Raw genomic sequence first — 21456 nt, 5'->3', positions numbered from 1 at the left:
GATAGCGGCAGCGCGGGCCCCGTCACCGGACCGTCATGCGACTCCTCTAGTCGGCTCGCCACCTTGAAAGGGGAGGCGGGAACCAGTGACGCAATCGGCACGGACGGTTCGGCGGACGACAACGCTGGGCCTCAGCACGGCGGTCCAGCGCAGCAAACGGCTCTCCAAGGCGGGCCTGCTGGAATGGATGTTCACCCGCGCCTTCTCGGGGCTCGTCTATCCGCAGATATGGGAAGACCCTGTCGTCGACATGGCGGCGCTTGCGCTCAAGGCGGACGACCATGTCGTCGCGATCGCGTCCGGCTCCTGCAACGTCCTGTCCTATCTGACCGCGGCGCCGATCCGCGTCAGCGCGGTCGATCTCAACGGTGCCCATATCGCGCTGGGGCGGCTGAAGCTCGCGGCGCTGGGGCGCATGACGGATTACTCGACCTTCCGCCGCTTCTTCGGCGCGGCCGACCGCCGCGAGAATGTCGCCTTCTACGATGGCGAGATCGCGCCGCATCTCGACGCTGTCTCGCGCGGCTACTGGGAGGGGCGCGGCCTCGGCGGGCGCCGCCGGATCAACCTCTTCGCCAAGGGCTTCTACCGCTACGGGCTGCTCGGCCGCTTCATCGGCACCGGCCATCTGCTGGCGCGGCTGCTCGGCGGCAATCCCCGCGCGATGTTGGCCGCGCGCGATCTCGCCGAGCAGCGGCAGCTTTACGACCGGCATCTCGCGCCGATGTTCGAGCGCAGGCTGGTGCGCTGGCTGGTGCGCCAGCCGGCCTCGCTCTACGGCCTCGGCATTCCGCCGGCCCAGTACAAGGCGCTCGCGGCCGATGGCGAGGACGGCATCCTCGGCGCGCTGCGGCTCAGGCTCGAGCGCCTCGCCTGCGGTTTCGACCTGAAGGACAATTATTTCGCGCAGCAGGCCTTCGGGCGCCGCTATGGCGAAAGCGCGGATGCGGCGCTGCCACCCTATCTCCAGCCGCAGAATTTCGAGACCGTGAAGGCCCGGGCCGGTGCGGTCGGCTATCGCCAGAGCGCGATCACGGCCTTCCTGGAAGACCAGCCGGCGAAGAGCTGCGACGCCTATGTGCTGCTCGATGCGCAGGACTGGATGAACGATGCCGACCTCACGGCGCTGTGGTCGCAGATCACGCGCACGGCCCGGCCCGGCGCAAGGGTGATCTTCCGGACCGCGGCCGATGAGCGATTGCTGCCGGGCCGCGTGCCGGCCGCGATCCTCGATCAATGGCGCTATGACGAGGCCCGCAGCCGCGAGCTCTGTCGCCAGGACCGCTCCGCGATCTATGGCGGCTTCCATCTCTACACCCTGCCGGGGCAGGCGGCGTGAGCGCGGTCGGGGAGACGGGCTCGGCCGCTGGGCTGATGGACCGGATCTACCGGCATCAACGTCACTTCTACGACGCCAGCCGCAAGTTCTACCTGCTTGGCCGCGACCAGCTGATCGAGAGGCTCGCGCCCCCGGCCGGCGCGTCGATCCTGGAGATCGGCTGTGGCACCGGGCGCAACCTGATCAAGATCGCCCGGCGCTATCCGGACTGTGAGTGCTATGGGCTCGACGTCTCCGCCGAGATGCTGGCGACGGCCCGGGCTTCCGTCGCGCGCGCCGGGCTCACCGGCCGGATTAGGCTGGCGCAGGCCGACGCGACCGATTTCGACCCGCAGGCGCTGTTCGGGCGGCCGGGCTTCGACCGCATCGTCATCTCCTATGCGTTGTCGATGATCCCGCCCTGGCAGCCGGTGGTGGCGGAGGCGCTGCGGCGGCTCGGCCCCGGCGGCTCGCTGCATGTCGTCGATTTCGGCGACCAGGCCGGTTTGCCGAGCGCGTTCAAGAACGTGCTGTCGCGCTGGCTCGCGCTGTTCCATGTCGCGCCGCGGGAGGACCTGCCGGCGGTGATGCGCGAGCTGGCGCAAGCGGCCGGGGCCGATTGCCGGGTGAGCGCGCCCTATCGCGGCTATGCGGTGCATGCGGTTGCGGAGATGCCGCGCGGCTAGGGCATTTCGCGTCTGGCCGGACCAGCGTCATCGCGAGGAGCGAAGCGACGAAGCGATCCAGGGGCTGGGCCGAGCCGTTCCACCCAATCCCCCGGGATTGCTGCGCTGCGCGCGCAATGACGAGGGTTCTTGGCGGCTGGCTTCGCGACCCGCTATCGTCCCTGGAATGGAAAGCGCCGATCCCCGACGGCCCGAGAGCCGGTTCGATACATTCCGAGACCGGCTGCGCCAGCTCTATCACGGCCGCTCGCCGACCGCGCTGCGCTTCCGGCTTGCGGTGACGATCGTCGATCTCCTGATCATCGCTTTCTTTATCGCGACGCCGGTCCTGCGGGACGCCTCGACGTTCCTCTGGATCGACTATTCGGTCGCCGTTATCGTGGCTCTGGAAATCGCCGCGCGGTTCCTGGCGTCCTCGAACATGCTGAGGCTCCTGCGCCAGCCGGCGGTCATTCTCGACCTGTTCATTCTGGTGACGCTGCTGGCACCCCAGTGGCTGGAGAATTTCGGCTTTCTGCGCATCCTGCGGCTGTGGTCGCTTTCGCAGAAGGGGGTCATCTGGGCGCAATTGCGCAGGACTCCCTACCGCGACTGGGAGAACGTCGCCCGCGCGCTGATCAACATCCTGACCTTTCTCTTCGTGGTCACGGGCTTCGTCTTCACCTTCTTCTTCCGCGAAGCCGGCGGCCTGGCGGGCTATGTCGATGCGCTCTACTTTACCGTCGCGACGGTGACGACCACTGGCTTCGGCGACATCACCTTGCCGGGCACCGCAGGCAAGTTGACCTCGATCATCGTGATGATCGTCGGGATTTCCCTGTTCGTGAAGCTGGCGCAGGCGCTGGTGAGGCCCAACAAGGTGACCTTCCCATGCCCTGAATGCGCGCTGCAACGGCATGAGCTGGACGCGGTCTACTGCAAGGCCTGCGGTCACAAGCTCAAGATTCCCGACGACAGTGACTGAGCGCTGCCCGCGCCGTTCAATGCCGGGTTTCGGTCTCGGGCTCGGCCTGATCCTCGACCTGGATCGCGCGCTTTTCCGGCATGCCGATGATGCGGCCGATCGTGGCCGGCAGCGGCATCATGCTGTGAGCCGCCTTCATCAGGGCGAGATTGGCGAGGATGTCGGGCGGGAAGGGCGTCACCCGGCGATGGACCATGTCGACATGCAGCGACATGTTCTCGCTGGTGGCGGCGAGCCAGCCTTCGTTGGCGTGGCGCATCTCGAGATAGTAATGCAGCCGCTTGTCGTCGAAGGCGATGAGCTGGGCCGTGACGCGGACGAAATCGCCCTCGGTCAGCTCGCGCTTGTAGAGGACGTGGCATTCGGCCGTGAAGGTCGAGGCATGGCGCGTCTCGACATAGTCGCGGGTCAGGCCCACGAGCGAGAAAACCTCGTCCACCGCCCGGTCGAACAGCACATGGTAATAGGCCATGTTGAGATGGCCGTTATAGTCGATCCATTGCGGCTCGACGCGCATGGCCGACGAGACGAAGGGTGCGAAGAACAGCGCCGGGGCGCGCGTCTCGTTTTTCATCCGCGCCTCCCTGTCCAGCGCTTCGTTCAAGGCATGGCAGCGTAATTTGTACTGCCCATCCGGCGGTTGCGTGTTCTACTGTGCATCGGCCCTGCCCGGTGCCAGGAGTCTGGCGCGGGCAGAAAGCGACCACACCGGAACGATCTCGTAATCGTAACCGGTGGCGAAACCGATCTGTTCCAATTCTAAGCGCCAAAACCGGATGTTGACAATGAGCCTGCCCGCCGCGTCGCTTCCCGAAACCTTCAGCGCCGCCGCCGTGCTGCCTCCCTTGCGGGAAGCCGTCGAGACCGTGACGCGGGCGCTCGCCGCGCGCTTCGGCAACCGGTTGGTGACCAGTCTCGCGGTGCGCCAGCAGCACGGCCATACGCTGACCTGGATTCCGAACCAGGCGCCGGACGCGGTGGTGTTTCCGCAGAGCACGGAAGAGGTTTCGGAGATCGTGAGGCTCTGCGCCGCGCATGGCGTGCCGGTCATCGCCTTCGGTACCGGCACTTCGCTGGAAGGCCATGTCAACGCGCCCTTCGGTGGCGTCTGCATCGACATGTCGCAGATGAAGCGGATCGTCGCCGTCCATGCGGAGGATCTCGACGTGGTGGTCGAGGCGGGTGTTACCCGCAAGGAGCTCAACGAGCATCTGCGCGACCAAGGCCTGATGTTCCCGATCGATCCCGGCGCCGACGCCTCCATCGGCGGCATGGCGGCGACGCGCGCCTCCGGCACCAATGCGGTGCGCTACGGCACGATGAAGGACAATGTGCTGGCGCTGAAGGCGGTGATGGCCGACGGCTCGATCGTCCAGAGCTCGACGCGGGCCCGCAAGACCTCGGCCGGCTACGACCTCACCCGGCTTCTCGTCGGCTCGGAAGGCACGCTCGGCATCATCACCGAGGTCACGCTGAAGCTGCACGGCATCCCGGAGGCGATCGCGGCGGGCGTCTGCCCGTTCCCGTCGGTGAAGGCGGCCTGCGATGCGACGATCCTGACCATCCAGACCGGCCTGCCGGTCGCGCGCATCGAATTGCTCGACGATGTGATGATCCGCGGCGTCAACCTGCACGCCAAGCTCGGTCTGCCGGAGACGACGATGCTCTTCGTCGAGTTCCATGGCACGGAAGCGGGCGTTGCCGAGCAGTCTGAGCGCTTCGGCGAGATCGCGGCGGAATATGGCGGCGGTCCCTTCGAATGGGCGACCAAGGCCGAGGACCGCTCCAAGCTCTGGCAGGCGCGCCATGACGCCTATTGGGCGGCGAAGGCGCTTCGACCCGGCTTCGACTCGGTTGCGACCGATGTCTGCGTGCCGATCTCGCGACTGGCCGAATGCGTCGAGGAGACCAAGCGGGACATCGAGGAATCCGGGCTGATCGCGCCGATCGCCGGCCATGTCGGCGACGGCAATTTCCACACGCAGCCGCTGGTCGATCTCAACGACAAGGCCGAGGTCGAGCGGGTGCAAGCCTTCATCGATCGGCTGGTGAAGCGTGCGCTGGCGATGGGCGGGACCTGCACGGGCGAGCACGGTGTCGGCCAGAAGAAGATCAAGTATCTCGAGCAGGAGCATGGGCCGGAGGCGGTCGCGGTGATGCGCACGATCAAGCGTGCGCTCGACCCGCAGAACATCCTCAATCCCGGCAAAATCGTCGTTCTGTGACATCGCCGCCGCTTGCGCCGCCCGCGGGCTTCGCCGAAATGTCGTGATCTCGCCGCGACTTGCCGTCATTCTGCTGACAGCTTGATCGTGCATGGCGGCGCCGGTTCGGCCGGCACCGCCCGCTGGTTGCGAAAGGGGCAGAAAGCGGACGTTGCGTGAAACTCTGACAGTTCTCGCCGCCTTGCTGGTGCTGGCGCTGCTGGCGGCCCTGGTCGGCCCCGGCTTCGTCGACTGGCGCGTCTATCGCTCGCAGGTCGAGGCACGGCTGAGCGAGGCGCTCGGCGTCGAGACGCATGTCGGGGGCGATATCCGCCTGCGCCTCTTGCCCTCGCCGCGGATCACGCTGGGAGATCTGCGGATCGGCGCGCCGGGCGAGGCGAGTTCGGCGACGGTCGAGAACGCCACTGTCGAGCTCGCTCTGGCCTCGCTGGCGCGGGGCGAGTTCCATTTCTCGGAAGCGCGCTTCGACGGCGCCATATTGTCCCTGTCGCTCGATCCGAACGGCGCGATCCGCCTGCCGCAGCGCAGGGGCGCCGGCTTGCCGGCACAGGCCAGCCTTGAGCGATTGACGATCAGCCGCTCGGCGGTGATCTGGCGCGATCCGGGCAAGGCGCCGGTGACGATTGCTCCCGTGGCGGCGGAGGTTTCGGCGGTGAGCCTCGCCGGGCCCTGGCGCTTCGAGGGCGAGGTGGCGGGCAACTCGCTGCGCATCACCACCGGCGAGATGGATGAGGGCGGCCGGCTCCGGGCCAAAGCGTTCCTCACCGGCGACAATCTGCAGTTCAATTTCGACGGGGCGCTGCTCTTTCCACGCCAAGGCGGCGGCAGCGTCGGAGCCGAGGCGGACGGGCTGTTCAACCTGTCGCCCGGCGGGGCGGTCGCGCTGTCCGGCCGGCTGCGTGGCGGCAGCCGCCAGCTCGACCTCTCCGGGCTGACGCTGGACCTTGCCGGCGGCGCGGCGCGGCTGGAAGGCGAGGGGCAATATCTCCCGCCCGGCGGCACGGGCTCGCTCGCGCTCAGGGCCCGGCGGCTCGATGCCGATGCGCTGGCGACGGCGCTGGCCGAGCGCAAGGGCTTCATGCAGGCGCTGCAGGGCCTGCCGGGCAGCCTCGACATCAGCCTCGACCTCGACCAGATGATCTGGCGCGGCGAGGATTTCTCGGCTCTCGCTCTACGCGGGAAGCTGCACGATCAGGGCCTCTCCGACGCCACCGCCTCGCTGCGCGTCGCGGGCGCGCTGGTCGGCGCCAGCGGCAGCGCGAGCGAAACGGAGGTTTCCGCGCGGCTCACGGTCAAGGCCGATGATGCGCGCCGCGTCGCGCTGGTGCTGTCGCGCAATGGCCTCGATCCAGCACTGGCCGAGTTCATCGCCCGGCTCGGACGCATCGACGCCGATGCGGCCGGGAGCTGGAGCGCCTCCGGCCTCGCCTTCCAGCGGCTGCTGGTCGCCGGCTCGTCGGGGTTGCGCCTGGAGGCCGCAGGCGAGATCACGGATGCAAAGCTTGCCGCGAAGGCGACGGTCAACGGGCTCGACCTCAACAGCCTGCCGCCCGGCTCGAGCCTCGCCGGGCCGTTCGGAGCGCGCGATATCGCGCTCGACCTGTCCCTGGCCAATGTGCGTTTCAGAAATGCCCCCCCGGGCTCCGCTTCGCTCGATCTCAAGCGGGAGGGCGAGATCTGGCGGTTGAGCCGGCTTTCGGTGGATGGATTCGGTGGCGTCAGCGTGGCGGGCTCCGGCGCGCTGCTCGCCGAGGGCGGGGATATTTCCGGGCGCGTGCGTGCGCCGCGCTTCGAGACATTGGCCGCGCTCGCCGGGCCGCTGCTGCCGGACAGTGTGAGCCAGGTGCTCGGCCGTGTCGGGGACGGGCTGTCGCGGCTCGACACCGGTTTTCGGCTGACGCGGGCGGCCTCCGGCGAAACCAGTCTTTCGGCCCAGGGCACGGCGAACGCCGGTAAGATCGCCATCGACGGGCGGCTCGACCGGGCCGGGACATGGCAGCGGGCGACGCTCGGCTTCGATCTCGCCGATCGGAGGCAGGCCTTTACGGCGCTCGGTTTGCCGGCGCCGATGCAGGGCGGGCCGGGCAAGCTCACGATCGATCTGAGCGGCGGCCACGCGGTCGGTTCGCTGGCGGGGCCCGGGCTTTCGGTCGTCGTCGAGGATGGCGCAGGCGGGCGGCAACTCACCGTGCAGGCGGATGGGCCCGGCCAGATCCTCGCCGAAGGGCCGGCGCGATTGCTGCCGGACGGCGTGCTCGACGCTCATGCCCGGCTGGCGATGACGGGCGAGGCCGTCAGGCTCGACGACATCGCCGCGAATCTGGGAGGCGCCGCCGCCACGGGTTCGCTCACGCTGCCGCGCGAGGGGCGCTATAGCGGGCGCTTCGCCGTGCCTGGAGCCGATCTGCGCGGACTGATCGGCGCGGCGCTGGGCCAGGCGGCTCCGACAGCGGGTTCGCTCTGGTCGACGGCGCGCTTCGGGCGCGTGGCGGAACTGCCGGAGATGGAACTCTCGGTCGAGGCCGGCACGCTGACGCTGCTCGACGGGGTCGCCCTGCAAAAGGCCCGCTTCGTGCTGAAAGCCGATCAGGACGGACTCAGGGTGGAGGACATTGCGGGGGGCTATGGCGGCGGGCAGCTCTCCGGGCGGCTCGGGCTGCGGCGCGACGGCGGTCTCGGCCAGCTCAACGGCCGGATCAATCTGGCCAGCGTCGATCTCGGGGGGCTGACGAAGGGGGCGGTCGCCGGCAAGGCGTCAGGGCTGTTCGAACTCGGCGGCTCGGGCGAGACGCCGGCGCGGCTCATCGCGGGCCTGAGCGGCGCGGGCAGCCTGTCGCTTGCCGGCACGCGCCTCGCGCGCTTGGACCCCAAAGCCTATGAGCGCCTTATCGCGGCGACCGGCGAGGATGCTTCCGAGAGCGATGCCTCGCGCCTGCGCGACCGTCTGGCCGAGGCACTCGACCGCGACGCCTGGACGCTGGGCGATGTGACGCTGCCCTTCACGCTCGCCGGCGGCCTTGTCCGGCTGCAACCCTTCGGCTTCGAGCGCAACGGCATGAAGGCCGAGGCGAGCGGCACCGTCGATCTCAGGGGGCTCACCGCCGATCTCAGGCTCGGGCTGAAGCCGGTCGGGCCGCTGCCGAAAGGCTGGCCGGGCGATGTGCCGCAGATCGGGATCGCCTGGCGCGGGCCGCTCTCCGACCTTAAGCGAGAGAGCGACGTCAGCGCGCTCTCGAACACGGTGGCGGCGCGGGCGCTGGCACGCGAGATCGAACGGGTCGAGGCCTTCGAGGCGGATGCGCGCGAGCGGTCGATGCAGATGCGCCGCCTGCGGGCCGAACGCGAGATGCGCGAGAACGAGCGGCAGCTCAATCTCTTCCTGAAGGCGCAGGAGGAGGCGCGCATCGCGGAGGAGAAGCGCCAGGAAGACGCGCGGCGGGCGGAGGAACAGCGCCGACAGATCGAACAGGCGAAGGCAGAGCAGGAGTCGCGGCGCCGTGCCGAGGCCGAGGACCGCGCCAGGGCCGCCGCCGAGCGGGCGGCGGCGCAACCGGCCCCGGCGCCGCAGCAGCCCGGACCGCTGTTGCTGCCGAGCGCGCCGCGTGCCAGCTCTCCGGAGGGCACCGTGCAGACGCCGCCCGGGCAGGGGACTCCGGCGCTTCCGCCGCCCTTCCAGATTGCGCCCGTGCCACCGCCGCGCAGCGTGCCGTTGAATTGAGAAACCGATTCAGCCGCTTCGCGCGCTGATTCCGGGTTCTTCATCAAGTCTTTGAAATGGCTCGCAATCGCTCAGACGGAGTTTCCGGCCAGCCGGCGGAAATGCGCGAGGGCATGGAGGCGCAGGGCTGCCGAGAGATTGATGTCGCCGCGTGCGGTGTCGATCTCGGCGATCAGGGCGGCGAGGCTGCGCCCTTCGCCCGCTGCGATCTCTTTCAGCGCATTCCAGAATTCATCCTCGAGTGAGACGCTGGTGCGGTGGCCGGCGATGCTGAGCGAGCGCTTGCGCTCGGGATTCATGCCGGCTCCGGCTCATCGTCGCGCGAGAGGCGATGGCCTTCGACATGGCGCTTCGCCTTCTCGCGCTCGGCCTCGCTCAGGCTGCGTTCGGCCTTGCTGCGGCCGAAGTCGATGCGGTTCTGCTCGGCCGTCTTTTCTGCATTCTCGCGCGCCTTCTGCTTGCGGAAGCGGCGGAGGTTGACGATCTCGGCCATGGCGAAGCCTCCGTTCAGGCGGGCTGCAGCATCTTCTCGGGCTTGACCGTCTTGTCGAACAGGTCGGCGGCGACGCCCGCCTTCAGTGCTTCCTCGCGCAGCGTCGTGCCGTTGTGATGGGCCGCCTTGGCGATGCCGGCCGCCTTGTCGTAGCCGATCGCCGGCGCCAGCGCCGTCACCAGCATCAGCGAGCGCGCGAGCAATTCCTTGAGCTGGCCCTCATTGGCCTCGATGCCCTCGACGCAGTTGACGCGGAAGCTCTCGGCCGCGTCGGCCAGGAGCCGCACGGATTGCAGGAAAGCGGCGGCGATCACCGGCTTGAAGACGTTGAGCTCGAAATGGCCCTGGCTCGCGGCGAAGCCGATCGTTGCCTGGTTGCCGTGGACCTGGGTCGCGACCATGGTCAGCGCCTCGGCCTGGGTCGGGTTGACCTTGCCGGGCATGATCGAGGATCCCGGCTCGTTCTCCGGCAGGCTGATCTCGCCGAGGCCCGAGCGCGGGCCGGAGCCCATCAGGCGGATGTCGTTGGCGATCTTGAACAGGTCGGAGGCCAGCGCCGCCAGCGCGCCATGGGCTGCGGCGAGCGCGCCATGGCTGGCGAGCGCCTCGAACTTGTTGTCGGCGCTGCGGAAGGGCAGGCCGGTCAGCGCCGCGGCTTCCTTGGCGAAGAGCACGGCGAAATCGGGATGGGTGTTGAGGCCGGTGCCGACGGCCGTGCCGCCCTGCGCCAGTGCGTAGAGCCCGCCGAGCGCGGCCTCGATACGGCCGATGCCGAGATGGAGCTGCATCGCATAGCCGGAGAATTCCTGGCCGAGCGTGACAGGCGTGGCGTCCTGCAGATGAGTGCGGCCGATCTTGACCAGGTTCTTGAAGGCTTCGGCCTTGGCGTCCAGCGCCTTTTCGAGGCCGCGCAGGGCAGGCAGCAGCCTGCGCGTGATCTCCAGCGCCGCGGCGATGTGCATCGCGGTCGGGAAGGCGTCGTTGGAGGACTGGCCGCGATTGACGTGGTCGTTGGGATGCACCGGGCTCTTGGCGCCGAGGCCGGCGCCGAGCAATTCGTTGGCGCGGTTCGCCAGAACCTCGTTGGCGTTCATGTTCGACTGAGTGCCGGAGCCGGTCTGCCAGATCACCAGCGGGAAATGCCCGTCGAACTTGCCGGCGAGCGCCTCGTCGGCGGCTTGGCCGATCGCGCCGGCGACGCGCTGGTCGAGCAGGCCGAGCCGGGCGTTGACATGCGCCGCCGTCTTTTTCACCAGGACCAAGGCATGCACCAGCGGCAGCGGCATGCGTTCGCTCTCGCCGCCGATCCTGAAATTCTCGAGCGAGCGCTGTGTCTGCGCGCCCCAGTAGCGATCCGCCGGCACGGCGATGGGGCCGAAGGAATCGGTTTCGGTGCGCGTCTCGGTCATGGGATCAGTCCGTCAGCTCGGTCGTCAGGTCTTCTTCCGGAAGGAATCCAGGCTGACGACTTCGGCGGTGCCGCGATTGTCGTCCTCGCCTTCGCTCGCCGCAGTCGCCGCGTCGGCCTTGTCGTCGCCGTCCTTGGTTCCGCCCTTGGCGGTTTCCGCTTCGGCGGCCTTGGATTTGAGGACCGGAACGCCGGCCGGCACGAGCTTGGCCGGCAGCGGGGCCGGCGCATCGGCCGTTTCGGCCTCGGCCGGCGGAGCGGCCTCCTCGGACGTGTCCTGCGTCTCGAATTTCAGGCCGAACTGGACGGAAGGATCGAAGAAGGTGGTCACCGCGTCGAAGGGCACGAGCAGCCGCTCCGGCACGCCGGAGAAGGACAGGCCAACCTCGAAGGAATGGTCGCTGGCGCTCAGATCCCAGAACTGGTGCTGGAGGACGATGGTCATCTCCTCGGGATGCTTCTCCCGCAGGCGCTGCGACAGGCGTACGCCCGGAGCCCCCGTGCGGAAGGTGATGTAGAAATGATGCTCGCCCGGCAACCCGTCGCGCGCAGCCTCCGACAGGATCTTGCGGACGACGCCCTTGAGCGCCTCCTGAACCATCAGATCGTAACGAAGGACATCCTTGGACATTGCGTCGACGTTTCCGCTTCACTCCCCGGCGGGAACAGCCGGCAGGCCAAAATGAAAGTGGAGGCTTCTGTTGCCAGGCGCCTCCGAGCCCCGCCTTACGCGGCTAAACGCAAGGGCTTTGGTTTGGGAACCAGCACCGCATTACGCGGCGACAGCAACCCGAGCATTGTTGTCGTTGGCAACTATGCTTTTGGCCCGATAACGGCGGAACCATGCCGAGCAAAAGGAAGTCCTTTACACCCTCGTCGATCCTATTTCGCCCCCGCCAAAGCCCTGCGCGCTTGCCGCAAGGCTCCCTGTCGCCAGGGCTTTGGTGGAGGCGCCGGGTACCGCCCCCGGGTCCGAAAGGCTTATTCCGAAATCCGTTTATCGCCATAGCCGCTCTTGCGAGCGGCACCGTGAATATAGGCATAGCCGCGGCGCGGGGAAAGACCGCCGGCTCGATTTCGACAGGAAGGATCGATAAGGCCGAGCAGTGAGGCTTTCCGGCCTCAATTGAGAATTCGACCATCTCTGACGTCGATGTCGAGGATCATCTCGTCGTCATCGACCGTGCGCCCCGCCAGCTCCCAGCGGTCGCTGGTCCGCGTGATCTCCTCGACATGGACGAGGCCGGCGCTCCAGGCAATCTCGCGTGCCCGGCTTTCCGAGATCGTGCTTTCAGGAATCGTCCGGTCGTTATCGAAGGCGACGATTTGGGCCGCCGCCTGCGAGGCATGACCCGGCAAGGCAACCACGCTCGTGAACAAAGCCACCGCAAGCAGGCGAGTTGCGCCACTCATCCGTATATCGAACCTCGTGAATCGGAGGCGCGATGAGTAGCGTGGATTGAGGCAAGTTTCGGACAGGAGCCTTCACGGCCGGTCGCGATCCCGTGAGTCCGTCAGATCGTCAGTTGCCGGCCTTCGCGGAGGCGGGTCGCTCCCGCTCCAGCTTCAGCACAGCGCCGTCGCTGGCCCTGAGCCGGATCTCGATCTCCGAGCCGAGACTGTCGCGGCCCTCGACCATCCAGTGGCCGTCGTCGAACTTGATCTCCTCGATGCGGGCGACGCCGTTTTCGGTGGCGATGCGGCGGGCATCCTCCATCGAGATCGCCCGGTCGGACGGCTTGGGTGGCGTTCCGGAAGGTTGGGCCATGGCCCGCGCCGAGAGCGTGAGCGTGGCCAGGGCGGCCAGCGCCATCGATCGTCGTGAGAGCATGCGCATCTCTCCCTGTTCAGACAGCCCGTGAGGGAACCGTCGCCGCCGGGCATTGTTCCGGACGCGGTTTGTCACGACATTCTGCAAAGGTTGGGGAAGCTTGCCGGCGAGGCGGGGCCAGCGGCGCCGCGACCGGCTATGGTGGCCCGCTTCTCAGAGATTCGTCATGCACCCATGTCACGACCGGCTCCAACGCGGCCCGACCCGAGGCATCCGCAAGGAATGTCGTTCCGGCATGCGCGCCATTGCCGGGCATCGGCTGCGCCTCGACCTGTCGGAAGAGGCTCGGTCGGTCACGGCCGGGACGCTGCGTCCGGCGCGGCACGGCGCTCAGGAAGTATAGGATTGCCGCGCTCGGCGTCGCGCAATCTCAGGAGGCAGGAATGAGCCGCAGGCACCCGGAACACCAATATCTCGACCTTCTTTCCGATGTGCTGGAACGGGGTGACGAGCGGCTCGACCGGACCGGCGTCGGTACGCGGTCCATTTTCGGCGCCATGGCGCGCTTCGACCTCTCGGACGGGACGGTGCCCATCCTGACGACCAAGCGCGTCTACTGGAAGACGGCGGTCAAGGAGATGCTCTGGTTTCTGACCGGACAGACCAATATCCAGCCGTTGGTCCGCGAGAATGTGCGGATCTGGACCGACTGGCCGCTCGCGACCTACCGTCGCGAAACCGGCGAGGAGATCGGCCAGGCGGAGTTCGAGAAGCGCATTGCCGAAGACGATGATTTTGCCGCGCGGTGGGGCGAGCTTGGGCCCGTCTACGGCAAGCAATGGCGCCGATGGCTGGGGGCCGATGGTCGCGAGCACGATCAGATCAAGGATCTGATCGACACCCTGCGCAGCAACCCGTCAAGCCGCCGCATGCTGTTCCATGGCTGGAATGTCGCTGAATTGGGCCAAATGGCTCTTCCGCCCTGCCATATGGTCTATCAGTACCACGTCACTTCGGATGGGCGGCTGAATTCCCTCTGTTTCCAGAGATCCGCGGATCTGCTCCTCGGCGTCGGGTTCAACTGGGTGAACTGCTGCGCGCTTCAATTGATGATCGCGCAGCAGGCGGGATTGAAGCTGGGCGATTTCGTCTGGTTCGGAGGCGATGTGCATCTCTACCTGAACCATCTCGATCAGGCTCGCGAGCAGTTGAGCCGCGATCCGCGTCCCTTCCCGAAGATGCGCCTGACGCGGCACGCCGCCAGCATCGACGATTACCGGATCGAGGATTTCGAGGTCGAGCGCTATTCGCCTCACGCGGCCATCAAGGCGGACGTCGCGGTCTGATCTCGGCCAGTCAAAACTTCGGCGGCGCGATCTCCAGCAGGTCGGCGGGAGGGGTGATGTCGTGCAGGCGGCGGGCGGCGTCGGCTTCGGATGGGGCCGCGACGGCCGCCGCGGGCGGCTGGCCCAGATGCGCCAGGCGCGGCCAGCAGACGACGGCCGCCGTCACGAAGAGCTGCACGAGGATGAAGGGGGCAAGCGACGCCATGGCGGCGCGCAACGGCGCGCGCCTGCTCGCCGCCGCCCGCGTCATCGTCAGCGCATAGCCGAGCGGCGGGAGCAGGAAGCTCGTCTGCAGGACGAGCAGGGTCAGGACGGCGACCCATTGCGCATCCTCGACCCGCATCAGGATCGGCGGCAGCAGGATCGGCACCAGCACGAAGATGATCTCGAAGGCGTCGAGAACGAAGGCCGCGATGAAAATCAGGATGAGGCCGGCGCACAGAATTCCCAGAGGACCGCCGGGCACCGCCTCCATCCAGCTGGCGACCAGCCGGTCGCTTCCGAGCACGCGGAAGACGAGCGTGAAGGTCGTCGCCGCGACCAGCAGGGCCATCAGCGCGCCGGTCATCGCCAGCGTATCGTCCAGAACCGCCTTCAGCGTCGCGCCGTCCAGTCGACGGCTGAGCAAGCCCGCGCCGAGCAGGCCGACGGCCCCCATCGCCGCCGCCTCGACCGCGTAGAAATAGCCGAGCGCGACGCCCAGCAGGAGCCCGCCGATGAACCCGACCGTCACGAGCGCCAGCAGCGCTTCCTTCAGCGTCGGGGCGGGAAGGCGCTTGCCGGGTTCCCGGCGCAGGAACGCCAGGGCGAGGCAGGCCGCGAGAAACAGCCCCGCCGGCAGCATCGCGCCGCGGAAAACATCCTGCGTGTTGACGATGCGATCGACCCGGCCGGTGGCATTCAGGGCGATGGTGTGAGCCGTCATCATCGCATCGCCGAGCAGGATCAGGACGAGGGAAGGCGGCACGAGCACGCCGAGCGTGCTCGCCACCGTCAGCAACGCGACACTCTCGGCGGGCGTCACCTCATGCTCGGCCAATGCCGGCTCGATCGCGCGCGTCAGGGCGATCGCATTGGCGCTGACGGAACCGTTCATCGGCCCCAGGATGGCGCCGAGCGCCAGCGTCGCGCCGCGTGCGCCGCCGAAGGGGCGCAAGCCCGCGCGAAACAGGATGCGGGCGAGCGGCAGCCGGTTCAGCAGCGCGCCCATGAAGACGAAAAGCGGCAGGGCCTGCAGCAGATCCGATTCCAGCAGGCCGACGAGGCGGCTCGGCAGCGCCGCGAAGAGCGCTGCGCTGGACGGGTCGAGCACGGTCGATGCGGCAGCGCCTATCGTCGCAAGGCCGATCAGGACGCCCCAGACGGGCAACCCCGTCGCGATCGCGCCCAGCGCGACCCCGGCGAGCATGGCCAGGCCGATCCACTGGTTCACGCGCGCCTCCGCAGCAAACCGAGCAGGCCAGAGATGAAGACAAGGGCCGCCAGGAGGAAGCCCGAGGCGCGGATGAGGAAATAGCCGGGATTGCCGGTATCCGGGAAGGCCTCTAGGCCGCGAAGGCTGGTCAGCAGGGCAGGCCAGCCGACGATCAGCAGAAACAGCGACCAGGGCACAAGCCCCAGCACGATGAGGCCGGCCTCCAGTGCCCGACGCAGCCTCTCCCCGTGCCGATGCGCCAGGGCATCGCTGGCCAGATGGGCGCCGGAGCGGGTGGCCGCCGTCAGCGATACCGCGACGTAAAGGGCGAATACGCATTGCCCGAGATCGTTCGCCTCACGCGACCAGCCTTTGTAAAGATCGCGCAGCGGCCATTGCAGGAACAGCAGAAGCACGAGAGGCAAGGCGAGCCATCGGGCCGTCAGGCAGATCGCGCCCAGGCCCCGATCGAGCGCGTCAACGAGAGCCTGCATGGAATCGCTCCGGAACGGGCATCCATCAAACATCATTCCGCGACGCGAGTAAGCCTGCGCCGGGGCGATATCGACACCTGTCGAACCGCCCGGGCTGTCGAGGCGCTTCAAGCTGCGATGCGGCCTCTATACCCAGGTATAGTTGGCGATGCCTTCGTCCGATTGATCCCGCCCCCGACAGCGCGCAAACAGCGTGACGTCGCCGCAACGAGGCGGCGCCCTTTCACATCGCACGGCCCTTCTTCGAGGAGGGAGAGATCGCGTCGGTCCGCTGCGGCGGCGCTTTGCGATCTCGCACGCCTGCGATGCAGGAGCGCGCCGGACGTCGCCCGGCGCCAAGGACGACTTCGAGCAGGTCGAAGGAGATGCGTCATGAACGATATCCTCGCCTTTCCCCGGTCGGTGGCTCCCGCCGGACCCGGCCCGGCGCGGCCTGTCTCTTCCCAGGTTCTGCGCTTCGCGCCGCGCATGAGGGCCGGGCGTTCGCGCCTCGTGGCCGCATGGCGGGTCAGCGAGGTGGACGGGCGTCTGGAATGCTGCTGGCTGCCGGAAGGTGGGGAGGAGGGTGCCCGACGATCTCGCGCCAGCAGGCGCTGCAGGGTCTTCCTGCCCCATGCCGGGCTGCTGGCGCGCGGCGGCATGGCGCTCTCCATCGGCCATGCCGGTCGCTATTCAGCCGAGGTTCCGTGATGCCGTTCCTGTCCAACAATCCCGAGCGGGGCAGCGCCCTTGCCGCTCTCGCCCGCGAGCGCGTGCTGCCCAATCTCTACGACGTCGCCGCCTTCGCGATGCTCGCCACGCTCGCGGTATTGGTCTTCCATGGCGCGGCGGCGATGCATGCGCCGCTCGCCGGCCTTTCCAGCGCGCCCATCGCGCTCGATCCGGCATTGCTGCCGGAATACGCGCTGCGCACGACGATGCGGATGTTCGCGGCGATCATCGCCTCGTTGATCTTCACCTTCGTCGTCGCGACCCTGGCGGCCAAGAGCCGCCGCGCCGAAATGCTGATCATTCCGGCGCTCGATATCCTTCAATCGGTGCCGGTGCTCGGCTTTCTGACCTTCACCGTCACCTTCTTCATGGGGCTGTTCCCCGGCAGCCAGCTCGGCGCCGAATGCGCCTCGATCTTCGCGATCTTCACCAGCCAGGCCTGGAACATGGCCTTCTCCTTCTATCAGTCGCTGCGGACCGTGCCGCGTGACCTGGACGAGGTCAGCCGCGGCTTCGGCCTGTCCTCCTGGCAGCGCTTCTGCCGGCTGGAGGCCCCGTTCGCGATGCCCGGCCTGGTGTGGAACACCATGATGTCGATGTCGGGCGGCTGGTTCTTCGTCGTCGCCTCGGAGGCGATCACGGTCGGCGACACGACGGTCCAGCTTCCGGGGCTCGGTTCCTGGCTTGCGCTCGCCATCAAGGAGCAGGACTTCGTGGCCGTGGGCTGGGCCGTGCTCGCCATGGCCGTGGTGATCGGCCTCTACGACCAGCTCCTGTTCCGCCCGATCGTCGCCTGGGCCGACAAGTTCCGCTTCGAGCAGACGGCGGGGCAGCGGAAGCCCCGCTCATGGGTCTATGGCCTGGCGCGCCGCACCCGCCTGCTCAAGCGCCTGATGGTTCCCTTCGCCTGGCTTGGCAGCCGGCTCATGCTGCTGCGGCTTCGGCCGGCGTCCTCGCGGCCCGCCAGGATCGCCCCTGCGGCGAGCCGCGCGCTGGACTATGCTTGGCTCGGCCTGATCGTGGCGCTGGGCGCGTGGTCGACCTGGATCGCGGTCTCCTATGTCGGGCAAACCCTGTCGTGGGGGGATGCCGGGGATGCTTTGGTGCGCGGCCTCGTCACCCTGCTGCGGGTCGTCGTGTTGATCGCCGTCGCGAGCGTGATCTGGGTGCCGATCGGCGTATGGGTCGGCCTGCGCCCCGAGATCGCAGAGCGGGTCCAGCCGGTCGCGCAGTTCCTCGCGGCCTTTCCGGCCAATGTGCTGTTTCCCTTCGCCGTCATCGCCATCGTCAGCACCGGCGCGAGCCCGGAAATCTGGCTCTCGCCGCTGATGGTGCTGGGGACGCAGTGGTACATCCTGTTCAACGTTATCGCCGGGGCGAGCGCCTTCCCGACCGATCTGCGCGAGGCCGCCCGCGTCTACCAGCTCCGCTCATGGACCTGGTGGCGGCGCGTCATCCTGCCGGGGATCTTTCCCTACTACGTTACCGGCGCGCTGACGGCCTGCGGCGGCTCCTGGAACGCCAGCATCGTCGCCGAGGTGGCGAGCTGGGGCGATACCAAGCTCGAGGCCTATGGGCTGGGCTCCTACATCGCCAATGCGACCGAGGCCGGCGACTTTGCGCGCGTCGTGCTGGGCATCGCCGTGATGTCGCTCTTCGTCACCCTGTTGAACCGCGTGCTCTGGCGCCCGCTCTACGTCCTCGCCGAGCGCCGCATGCGCCTCGACTGAAGTTCCCGAAAGGATCCGACCGATGGACAGCATCACCGAGACTTCCGCATTGAACGGCAACCGGTCCGACGCGCTGGTCCGGGCTCGACAGGTCTGCCAGAGCTACGACAAGGGAGGGGCCGGCTCCCTCGTCGTGCTCGACAAGGTCGACGTCACGCTCGAGCCCGGCGAGATCGTGGGTTTGCTCGGGCGTTCCGGCTCGGGAAAATCGACCTTGTTGCGGGCGATCGCCGGGCTGATCCAGCCGAGCGGCGGCACCGTCGAATTCTGCGGCCGGCCGGTGGCGGGGCCGAGTGCCGGCGTCGCCGTCGTCTTCCAGAGCTTCGCCCTGTTCCCCTGGTTGACGGTTCTGGAAAATGTCGAGCTCGGCCTCGAAGCGCAGGGCGTGGCGCCGGCCGAGCGGCGCAAGCGGGCGCTTGCCGCTATCGACCTCATCGGCCTCGACGGTTTCGAGAGCGCTTATCCGAAGGAATTGTCCGGCGGCATGCGCCAGCGCGTCGGGCTCGCCCGTGCCTTGGTCGTGCATCCCAAGGTCCTGCTGATGGACGAGCCGTTCTCGGCGCTCGACGTCCTGACCGCCGAGACGCTGCGCACGGACCTGCTTGACCTGTGGTGCGAGGGGCGGATGCCGATCGAGGCCATCCTGATGGTGACCCACAATATCGAGGAGGCGGTGCTGATGTGCGATCGCATCCTGCTCTTCGGCTCCAATCCCGGCCGCGTCATTGCGGAGCTGCGCGTCGAATTGCCCCAGCCGCGCAACCGTCTCGACCCCGCCTTCCGCGCGCTGGTGGACGAAATCTATGCGCGCATGACGGCGCGTCCGGGTGCCCCAGCGCGCGAGGGCTTCTTTCCCGGCACCGGCATCGCGATGTCGCTGCCGCGCGTCTCGACCAATCTCATGGCCGGTCTCATCGAGGCGATCGCAGCCGAGCCCTATAAGGGCGAAGCCGATCTGCCGCCGCTCGCGGCGCAGCTCCATCACGAGATCGACGATCTCTTTCCGGTGGCGGAGACGCTGCAACTGCTTCGCTTCGCCGATATCGAAGGCGGCGACATCCGGCTCACGGCGCCGGGCTTGCGCTTCGCCGACAGCGATGTCGACGAACGCAAGCGCCTCTTCGCCCAGCAGCTCGCCGCCTATGTGCCGCTCGCGGCGCATATCCGCCGGGTGCTGGACGAGCGCTCGAGCCATCGGGCGCCGGCGGGGCGCTTCCGCGACGAACTCGAGGATCACATGTCGGAGGATTATGCCGCCACGACCCTCAAGGCCGTCACCAACTGGGCCCGTTATGGCGAGTACTTCGCCTATGACGAGGCCGCCGACCTCTTCACCCTCGAAAATCCGAGCTGAGGCGCTCCCGGGCCGAGCGCCCGCCGCGCTCAGGGCGCAATGGTCGAACGGAGCCGCTTGCGGTACTTGATCGGGGATGCCGCCCGGGACGAGCCCGGTCCGGCAAGCGGTGCGGGATGTCCGTGGGGGAGGCGATGCGCGTGCTCGACCGTGAGCGTTTCCGCCTCGGGAAGGCCGGGCTTGGCCTGAGCCTGGCCTTGCTGGCGGCCGCCATCTTTCTCGCGGATACCTATACCGATCTGGAGATCGCGGTTGCGGTCCTCTATGTCGCGGTGATCCTGGTTTCGGTGTGGTTTGACCGGCCGGCGGTCGTGCTCTGGGTCGGCGCGTCCAGCGCCGGGTTGACGATCCTCAGCTATCTGCTCACCCCGCGCGGGGCGGAGCATGCCGGGCTGGTCAACTGCCTCCTCAGCCTGATTGCGATCGGGGCTACGACCTATCTGGCGATACGGATCGAGGCCGCCGAAGCCCGCGCCCGCCAGGCGCGCGCGGAGCTTGCCCATATCTCGCGCGTCACGATGATGGGCGAGCTGACGGCTTCGATCGCGCATGAGGTCAGCCAGCCGCTCGCCGGCATCGTCGCCAACGGGCACGCCGCCCTGCGCTGGCTTGCCGCCACCCCCGCCGATCCGGCCGAGGCCCGGCGGGCGCTGGAGCGTGTCGTTGCGGATGCGGACCGCGCCGGCGACGTGATCGGCCGCGTGCGCAGGATGGTGGCGAAGGCGCCTCCCTCGCGCGAGACGGTCGATATGGCCGCCCTGATCGAGGACGTGCTGTCATTGACGCGCAGCGAGATCCGCAAGGCGCAGGTGACGCTGCGGACCGACCTGGCCGATGATCTGCCGCCGGTGATCGCCGACCGGGTCCAGCTGCAGCAGGTCGTCCTCAATCTGCTGGTGAACGCGGCCGAGGCCATCGGTCAGCAGGAAACCGGGCCGCGAGACATGCTGGTCGGCGCGGCAACCGATGGCGAGAGAGTCACCGTGAGCATCCGCGATACCGGCGTGAGCCTCGCCCCCGCCGCCATCGAGCGGATCTTCGACGCCTTCCATTCGACCAAACCCGGTGGGATGGGCATGGGGCTGGCCATCAGCCGCTCGATCGTCGAGGCCCATGGCGGGACGATCTATGCCGCGGCCAATCCTCCGCGCGGCATGGTCTTCGGTTTCACCCTTCCGGTGAGGGCAGCGACAGCGGAGCGCAACCATGGCTGACGAGCCGCCGATCGTCTTCGTCGTCGACGACGATCCTTCCGTCCGCGACGGGCTGGACAGCCTGTTCCGCTCCGTCGGCTATGCGGTGGCGGCCTTCGGTTCGGTCCAGGACTTTGCGCTGCACAGGCGCCTGGAAAGGCCGAGCTGCCTCGTCCTCGATGTCAGGATGCCCGGGCCGAGCGGCATGGATTTCCAGGCGGAGCTCGCAGGGATGGGCGATCCGCTTCCGATCGTTTTCCTGACCGGCCATGGCGATGTGCCCATGGCCGTGCGCGCCATGAAGACGGGCGCGGTGGAATTCCTGCTGAAGCCGTTCCGCGAGCAGGATCTGCTGGATGCGGTGCGCGCGGCGATCGAGCGGGACCGGGCGCGCAGGGCGCAGGAAGCCAGCCTGGCGGAGCTTGGGGCGCGCTTCGCGACGCTGTCGATGCGCGAGAAGGAGATCATGGCCTTCGTCGTCGCAGGCCGCCTGAACAAGCAGATCGCGGCCGATCTCAAGCTGAGCGAAGTGACGGTGAAGGTGCATCGCGGCCAGGTGATGCGGAAGATGGGGGCGGCCACGCTGGCGGATCTGATCGGGCTCGCAGGCAGGCTCAGGAGATAGCCATCC

20 protein-coding genes and 1 other RNA gene are annotated in these 21456 nt (G+C 68.1%); 11 read left to right on the top strand and 10 right to left on the bottom strand.

What is annotated here, in order from left to right:
• Nucleotides 1-85 precede the first annotated feature (85 nt).
• From GY40_RS03955 to GY40_RS03945, 3 genes are all read left to right on the top strand, one after another.
• Nucleotides 86-1339, top strand: coding sequence for a BtaA family protein (locus GY40_RS03955; protein ID WP_038358827.1), 1254 nt, complete (start codon nt 86-88; stop codon nt 1337-1339).
• Nucleotides 1340-1374: 35 nt separating this feature from the next.
• Nucleotides 1375-2004, top strand: a complete 630-nt coding sequence (locus tag GY40_RS03950; protein WP_051987491.1) for a class I SAM-dependent methyltransferase — start codon at nt 1375-1377, stop codon at nt 2002-2004.
• A 166-nt stretch (nt 2005-2170) separates the two neighbouring features.
• Nucleotides 2171-2968 carry a potassium channel family protein gene (locus GY40_RS03945; RefSeq protein WP_038358823.1) on the top strand — a complete coding sequence of 266 codons (798 nt, stop codon included), beginning with the start codon at nt 2171-2173 and terminating at the stop codon, nt 2966-2968.
• A gap of 16 nt (nt 2969-2984) precedes the next feature.
• On the opposite strand, the gene GY40_RS03940 is transcribed toward GY40_RS03945, so the two are convergent.
• The gene (locus tag GY40_RS03940) at nt 2985-3542 is read right to left on the bottom strand and encodes a thioesterase family protein (protein WP_038360011.1); all 558 of its coding nucleotides are present in this window, start codon (nt 3540-3542) and stop codon (nt 2985-2987) included.
• A 211-nt stretch (nt 3543-3753) separates the two neighbouring features.
• On the opposite strand from GY40_RS03940, the gene GY40_RS03935 reads away from it, so the two are divergent.
• Together GY40_RS03935 and GY40_RS03930 are read left to right on the top strand one after the other, a co-directional pair.
• Nucleotides 3754-5193, top strand: a complete 1440-nt coding sequence (locus GY40_RS03935) for an FAD-binding oxidoreductase (RefSeq protein WP_051987490.1) — start codon at nt 3754-3756, stop codon at nt 5191-5193.
• A 151-nt stretch (nt 5194-5344) separates the two neighbouring features.
• Entirely contained in the window at nt 5345-8911 is a 3567-nt protein-coding gene (locus GY40_RS03930; protein ID WP_197062695.1) for an AsmA family protein, read from the top strand.
• A gap of 71 nt (nt 8912-8982) precedes the next feature.
• On the opposite strand, the gene GY40_RS03925 is transcribed toward GY40_RS03930, so the two are convergent.
• The 7 genes from GY40_RS03925 to GY40_RS03900 form a co-directional block, all read right to left on the bottom strand.
• Nucleotides 8983-9210 carry a ribbon-helix-helix domain-containing protein gene (locus GY40_RS03925; protein ID WP_038358819.1) on the bottom strand — a complete coding sequence of 76 codons (228 nt, stop codon included), beginning with the start codon at nt 9208-9210 and terminating at the stop codon, nt 8983-8985.
• A complete protein-coding gene (locus tag GY40_RS03920) occupies nt 9207-9404 on the bottom strand; it encodes a DUF4169 family protein (RefSeq protein WP_038358816.1) in 198 nt (65 codons plus the stop codon). The genes GY40_RS03925 and GY40_RS03920 overlap by 4 nt, the downstream gene beginning before the upstream one ends.
• Before the next feature lie 14 nt (nt 9405-9418).
• The gene (fumC, locus tag GY40_RS03915) at nt 9419-10813 is read right to left on the bottom strand and encodes a class II fumarate hydratase (protein WP_038358814.1); all 1395 of its coding nucleotides are present in this window, start codon (nt 10811-10813) and stop codon (nt 9419-9421) included.
• A 24-nt stretch (nt 10814-10837) separates the two neighbouring features.
• Entirely contained in the window at nt 10838-11443 is a 606-nt protein-coding gene (locus GY40_RS03910; RefSeq protein WP_038358812.1) for an SspB family protein, read from the bottom strand.
• A 56-nt stretch (nt 11444-11499) separates the two neighbouring features.
• Nucleotides 11500-11877: a transfer-messenger RNA gene (gene ssrA, locus GY40_RS26945) on the bottom strand.
• A gap of 57 nt (nt 11878-11934) precedes the next feature.
• Entirely contained in the window at nt 11935-12225 is a 291-nt protein-coding gene (locus GY40_RS03905) for a hypothetical protein (protein ID WP_156115860.1), read from the bottom strand.
• A gap of 109 nt (nt 12226-12334) precedes the next feature.
• Nucleotides 12335-12643: a PepSY domain-containing protein gene (locus GY40_RS03900; RefSeq protein ID WP_248311084.1), complete on the bottom strand. Its 309-nt coding sequence runs from the start codon at nt 12641-12643 to the stop codon at nt 12335-12337.
• Nucleotides 12644-13026: 383 nt separating this feature from the next.
• Here GY40_RS03900 and GY40_RS03895 point away from each other — a divergent pair, with 383 nt between their 5' ends.
• Nucleotides 13027-13929, top strand: coding sequence for a thymidylate synthase (locus GY40_RS03895; protein WP_038358806.1), 903 nt, complete (start codon nt 13027-13029; stop codon nt 13927-13929).
• A 10-nt stretch (nt 13930-13939) separates the two neighbouring features.
• On the opposite strand, the gene GY40_RS03890 is transcribed toward GY40_RS03895, so the two are convergent.
• Together GY40_RS03890 and GY40_RS03885 are read right to left on the bottom strand one after the other, a co-directional pair.
• Nucleotides 13940-15361, bottom strand: coding sequence for a TRAP transporter large permease subunit (locus GY40_RS03890; protein ID WP_051987488.1), 1422 nt, complete (start codon nt 15359-15361; stop codon nt 13940-13942).
• Entirely contained in the window at nt 15358-15948 is a 591-nt protein-coding gene (locus GY40_RS03885; RefSeq protein ID WP_156115859.1) for a TRAP transporter small permease subunit, read from the bottom strand. Before GY40_RS03885 ends, GY40_RS03890 begins: the two co-directional genes overlap by 4 nt.
• Nucleotides 15949-16209: 261 nt before the next feature.
• Here GY40_RS03885 and GY40_RS03880 point away from each other — a divergent pair, with 261 nt between their 5' ends.
• From GY40_RS03880 to GY40_RS03860, 5 genes are all read left to right on the top strand, one after another.
• Nucleotides 16210-16527, top strand: coding sequence for a hypothetical protein (locus tag GY40_RS03880; protein ID WP_038358802.1), 318 nt, complete (start codon nt 16210-16212; stop codon nt 16525-16527).
• A complete protein-coding gene (locus GY40_RS03875) occupies nt 16527-18278 on the top strand; it encodes an ABC transporter permease (RefSeq protein ID WP_038358800.1) in 1752 nt (583 codons plus the stop codon). The genes GY40_RS03880 and GY40_RS03875 overlap by 1 nt, the downstream gene beginning before the upstream one ends.
• Before the next feature lie 22 nt (nt 18279-18300).
• Complete coding sequence (locus GY40_RS03870; RefSeq protein WP_038358797.1) at nt 18301-19632, top strand: ABC transporter ATP-binding protein; 1332 nt, start codon at nt 18301-18303, stop codon at nt 19630-19632.
• 116 nt (nt 19633-19748) lie between these two features.
• Nucleotides 19749-20846, top strand: coding sequence for a sensor histidine kinase (locus GY40_RS03865; RefSeq protein ID WP_248311083.1), 1098 nt, complete (start codon nt 19749-19751; stop codon nt 20844-20846).
• On the top strand, nt 20839-21450 hold the full coding sequence (locus GY40_RS03860) for a response regulator transcription factor (protein WP_038358795.1): 612 nt from the start codon (nt 20839-20841) through the stop codon (nt 21448-21450). The genes GY40_RS03865 and GY40_RS03860 overlap by 8 nt, the downstream gene beginning before the upstream one ends.
• Nucleotides 21451-21456: the final 6 nt, after the last annotated feature.

It is taken from the genome of Allobosea sp. UNC402CLCol (assembly GCF_000745475.1).
Taxonomy (GTDB): domain Bacteria; phylum Pseudomonadota; class Alphaproteobacteria; order Rhizobiales; family Beijerinckiaceae; genus Allobosea; species Allobosea spartocytisi.
The sequence above is the reverse complement of the archived record's forward strand: the minus strand, read 5'-3'. Positions and strand labels throughout refer to the sequence as shown.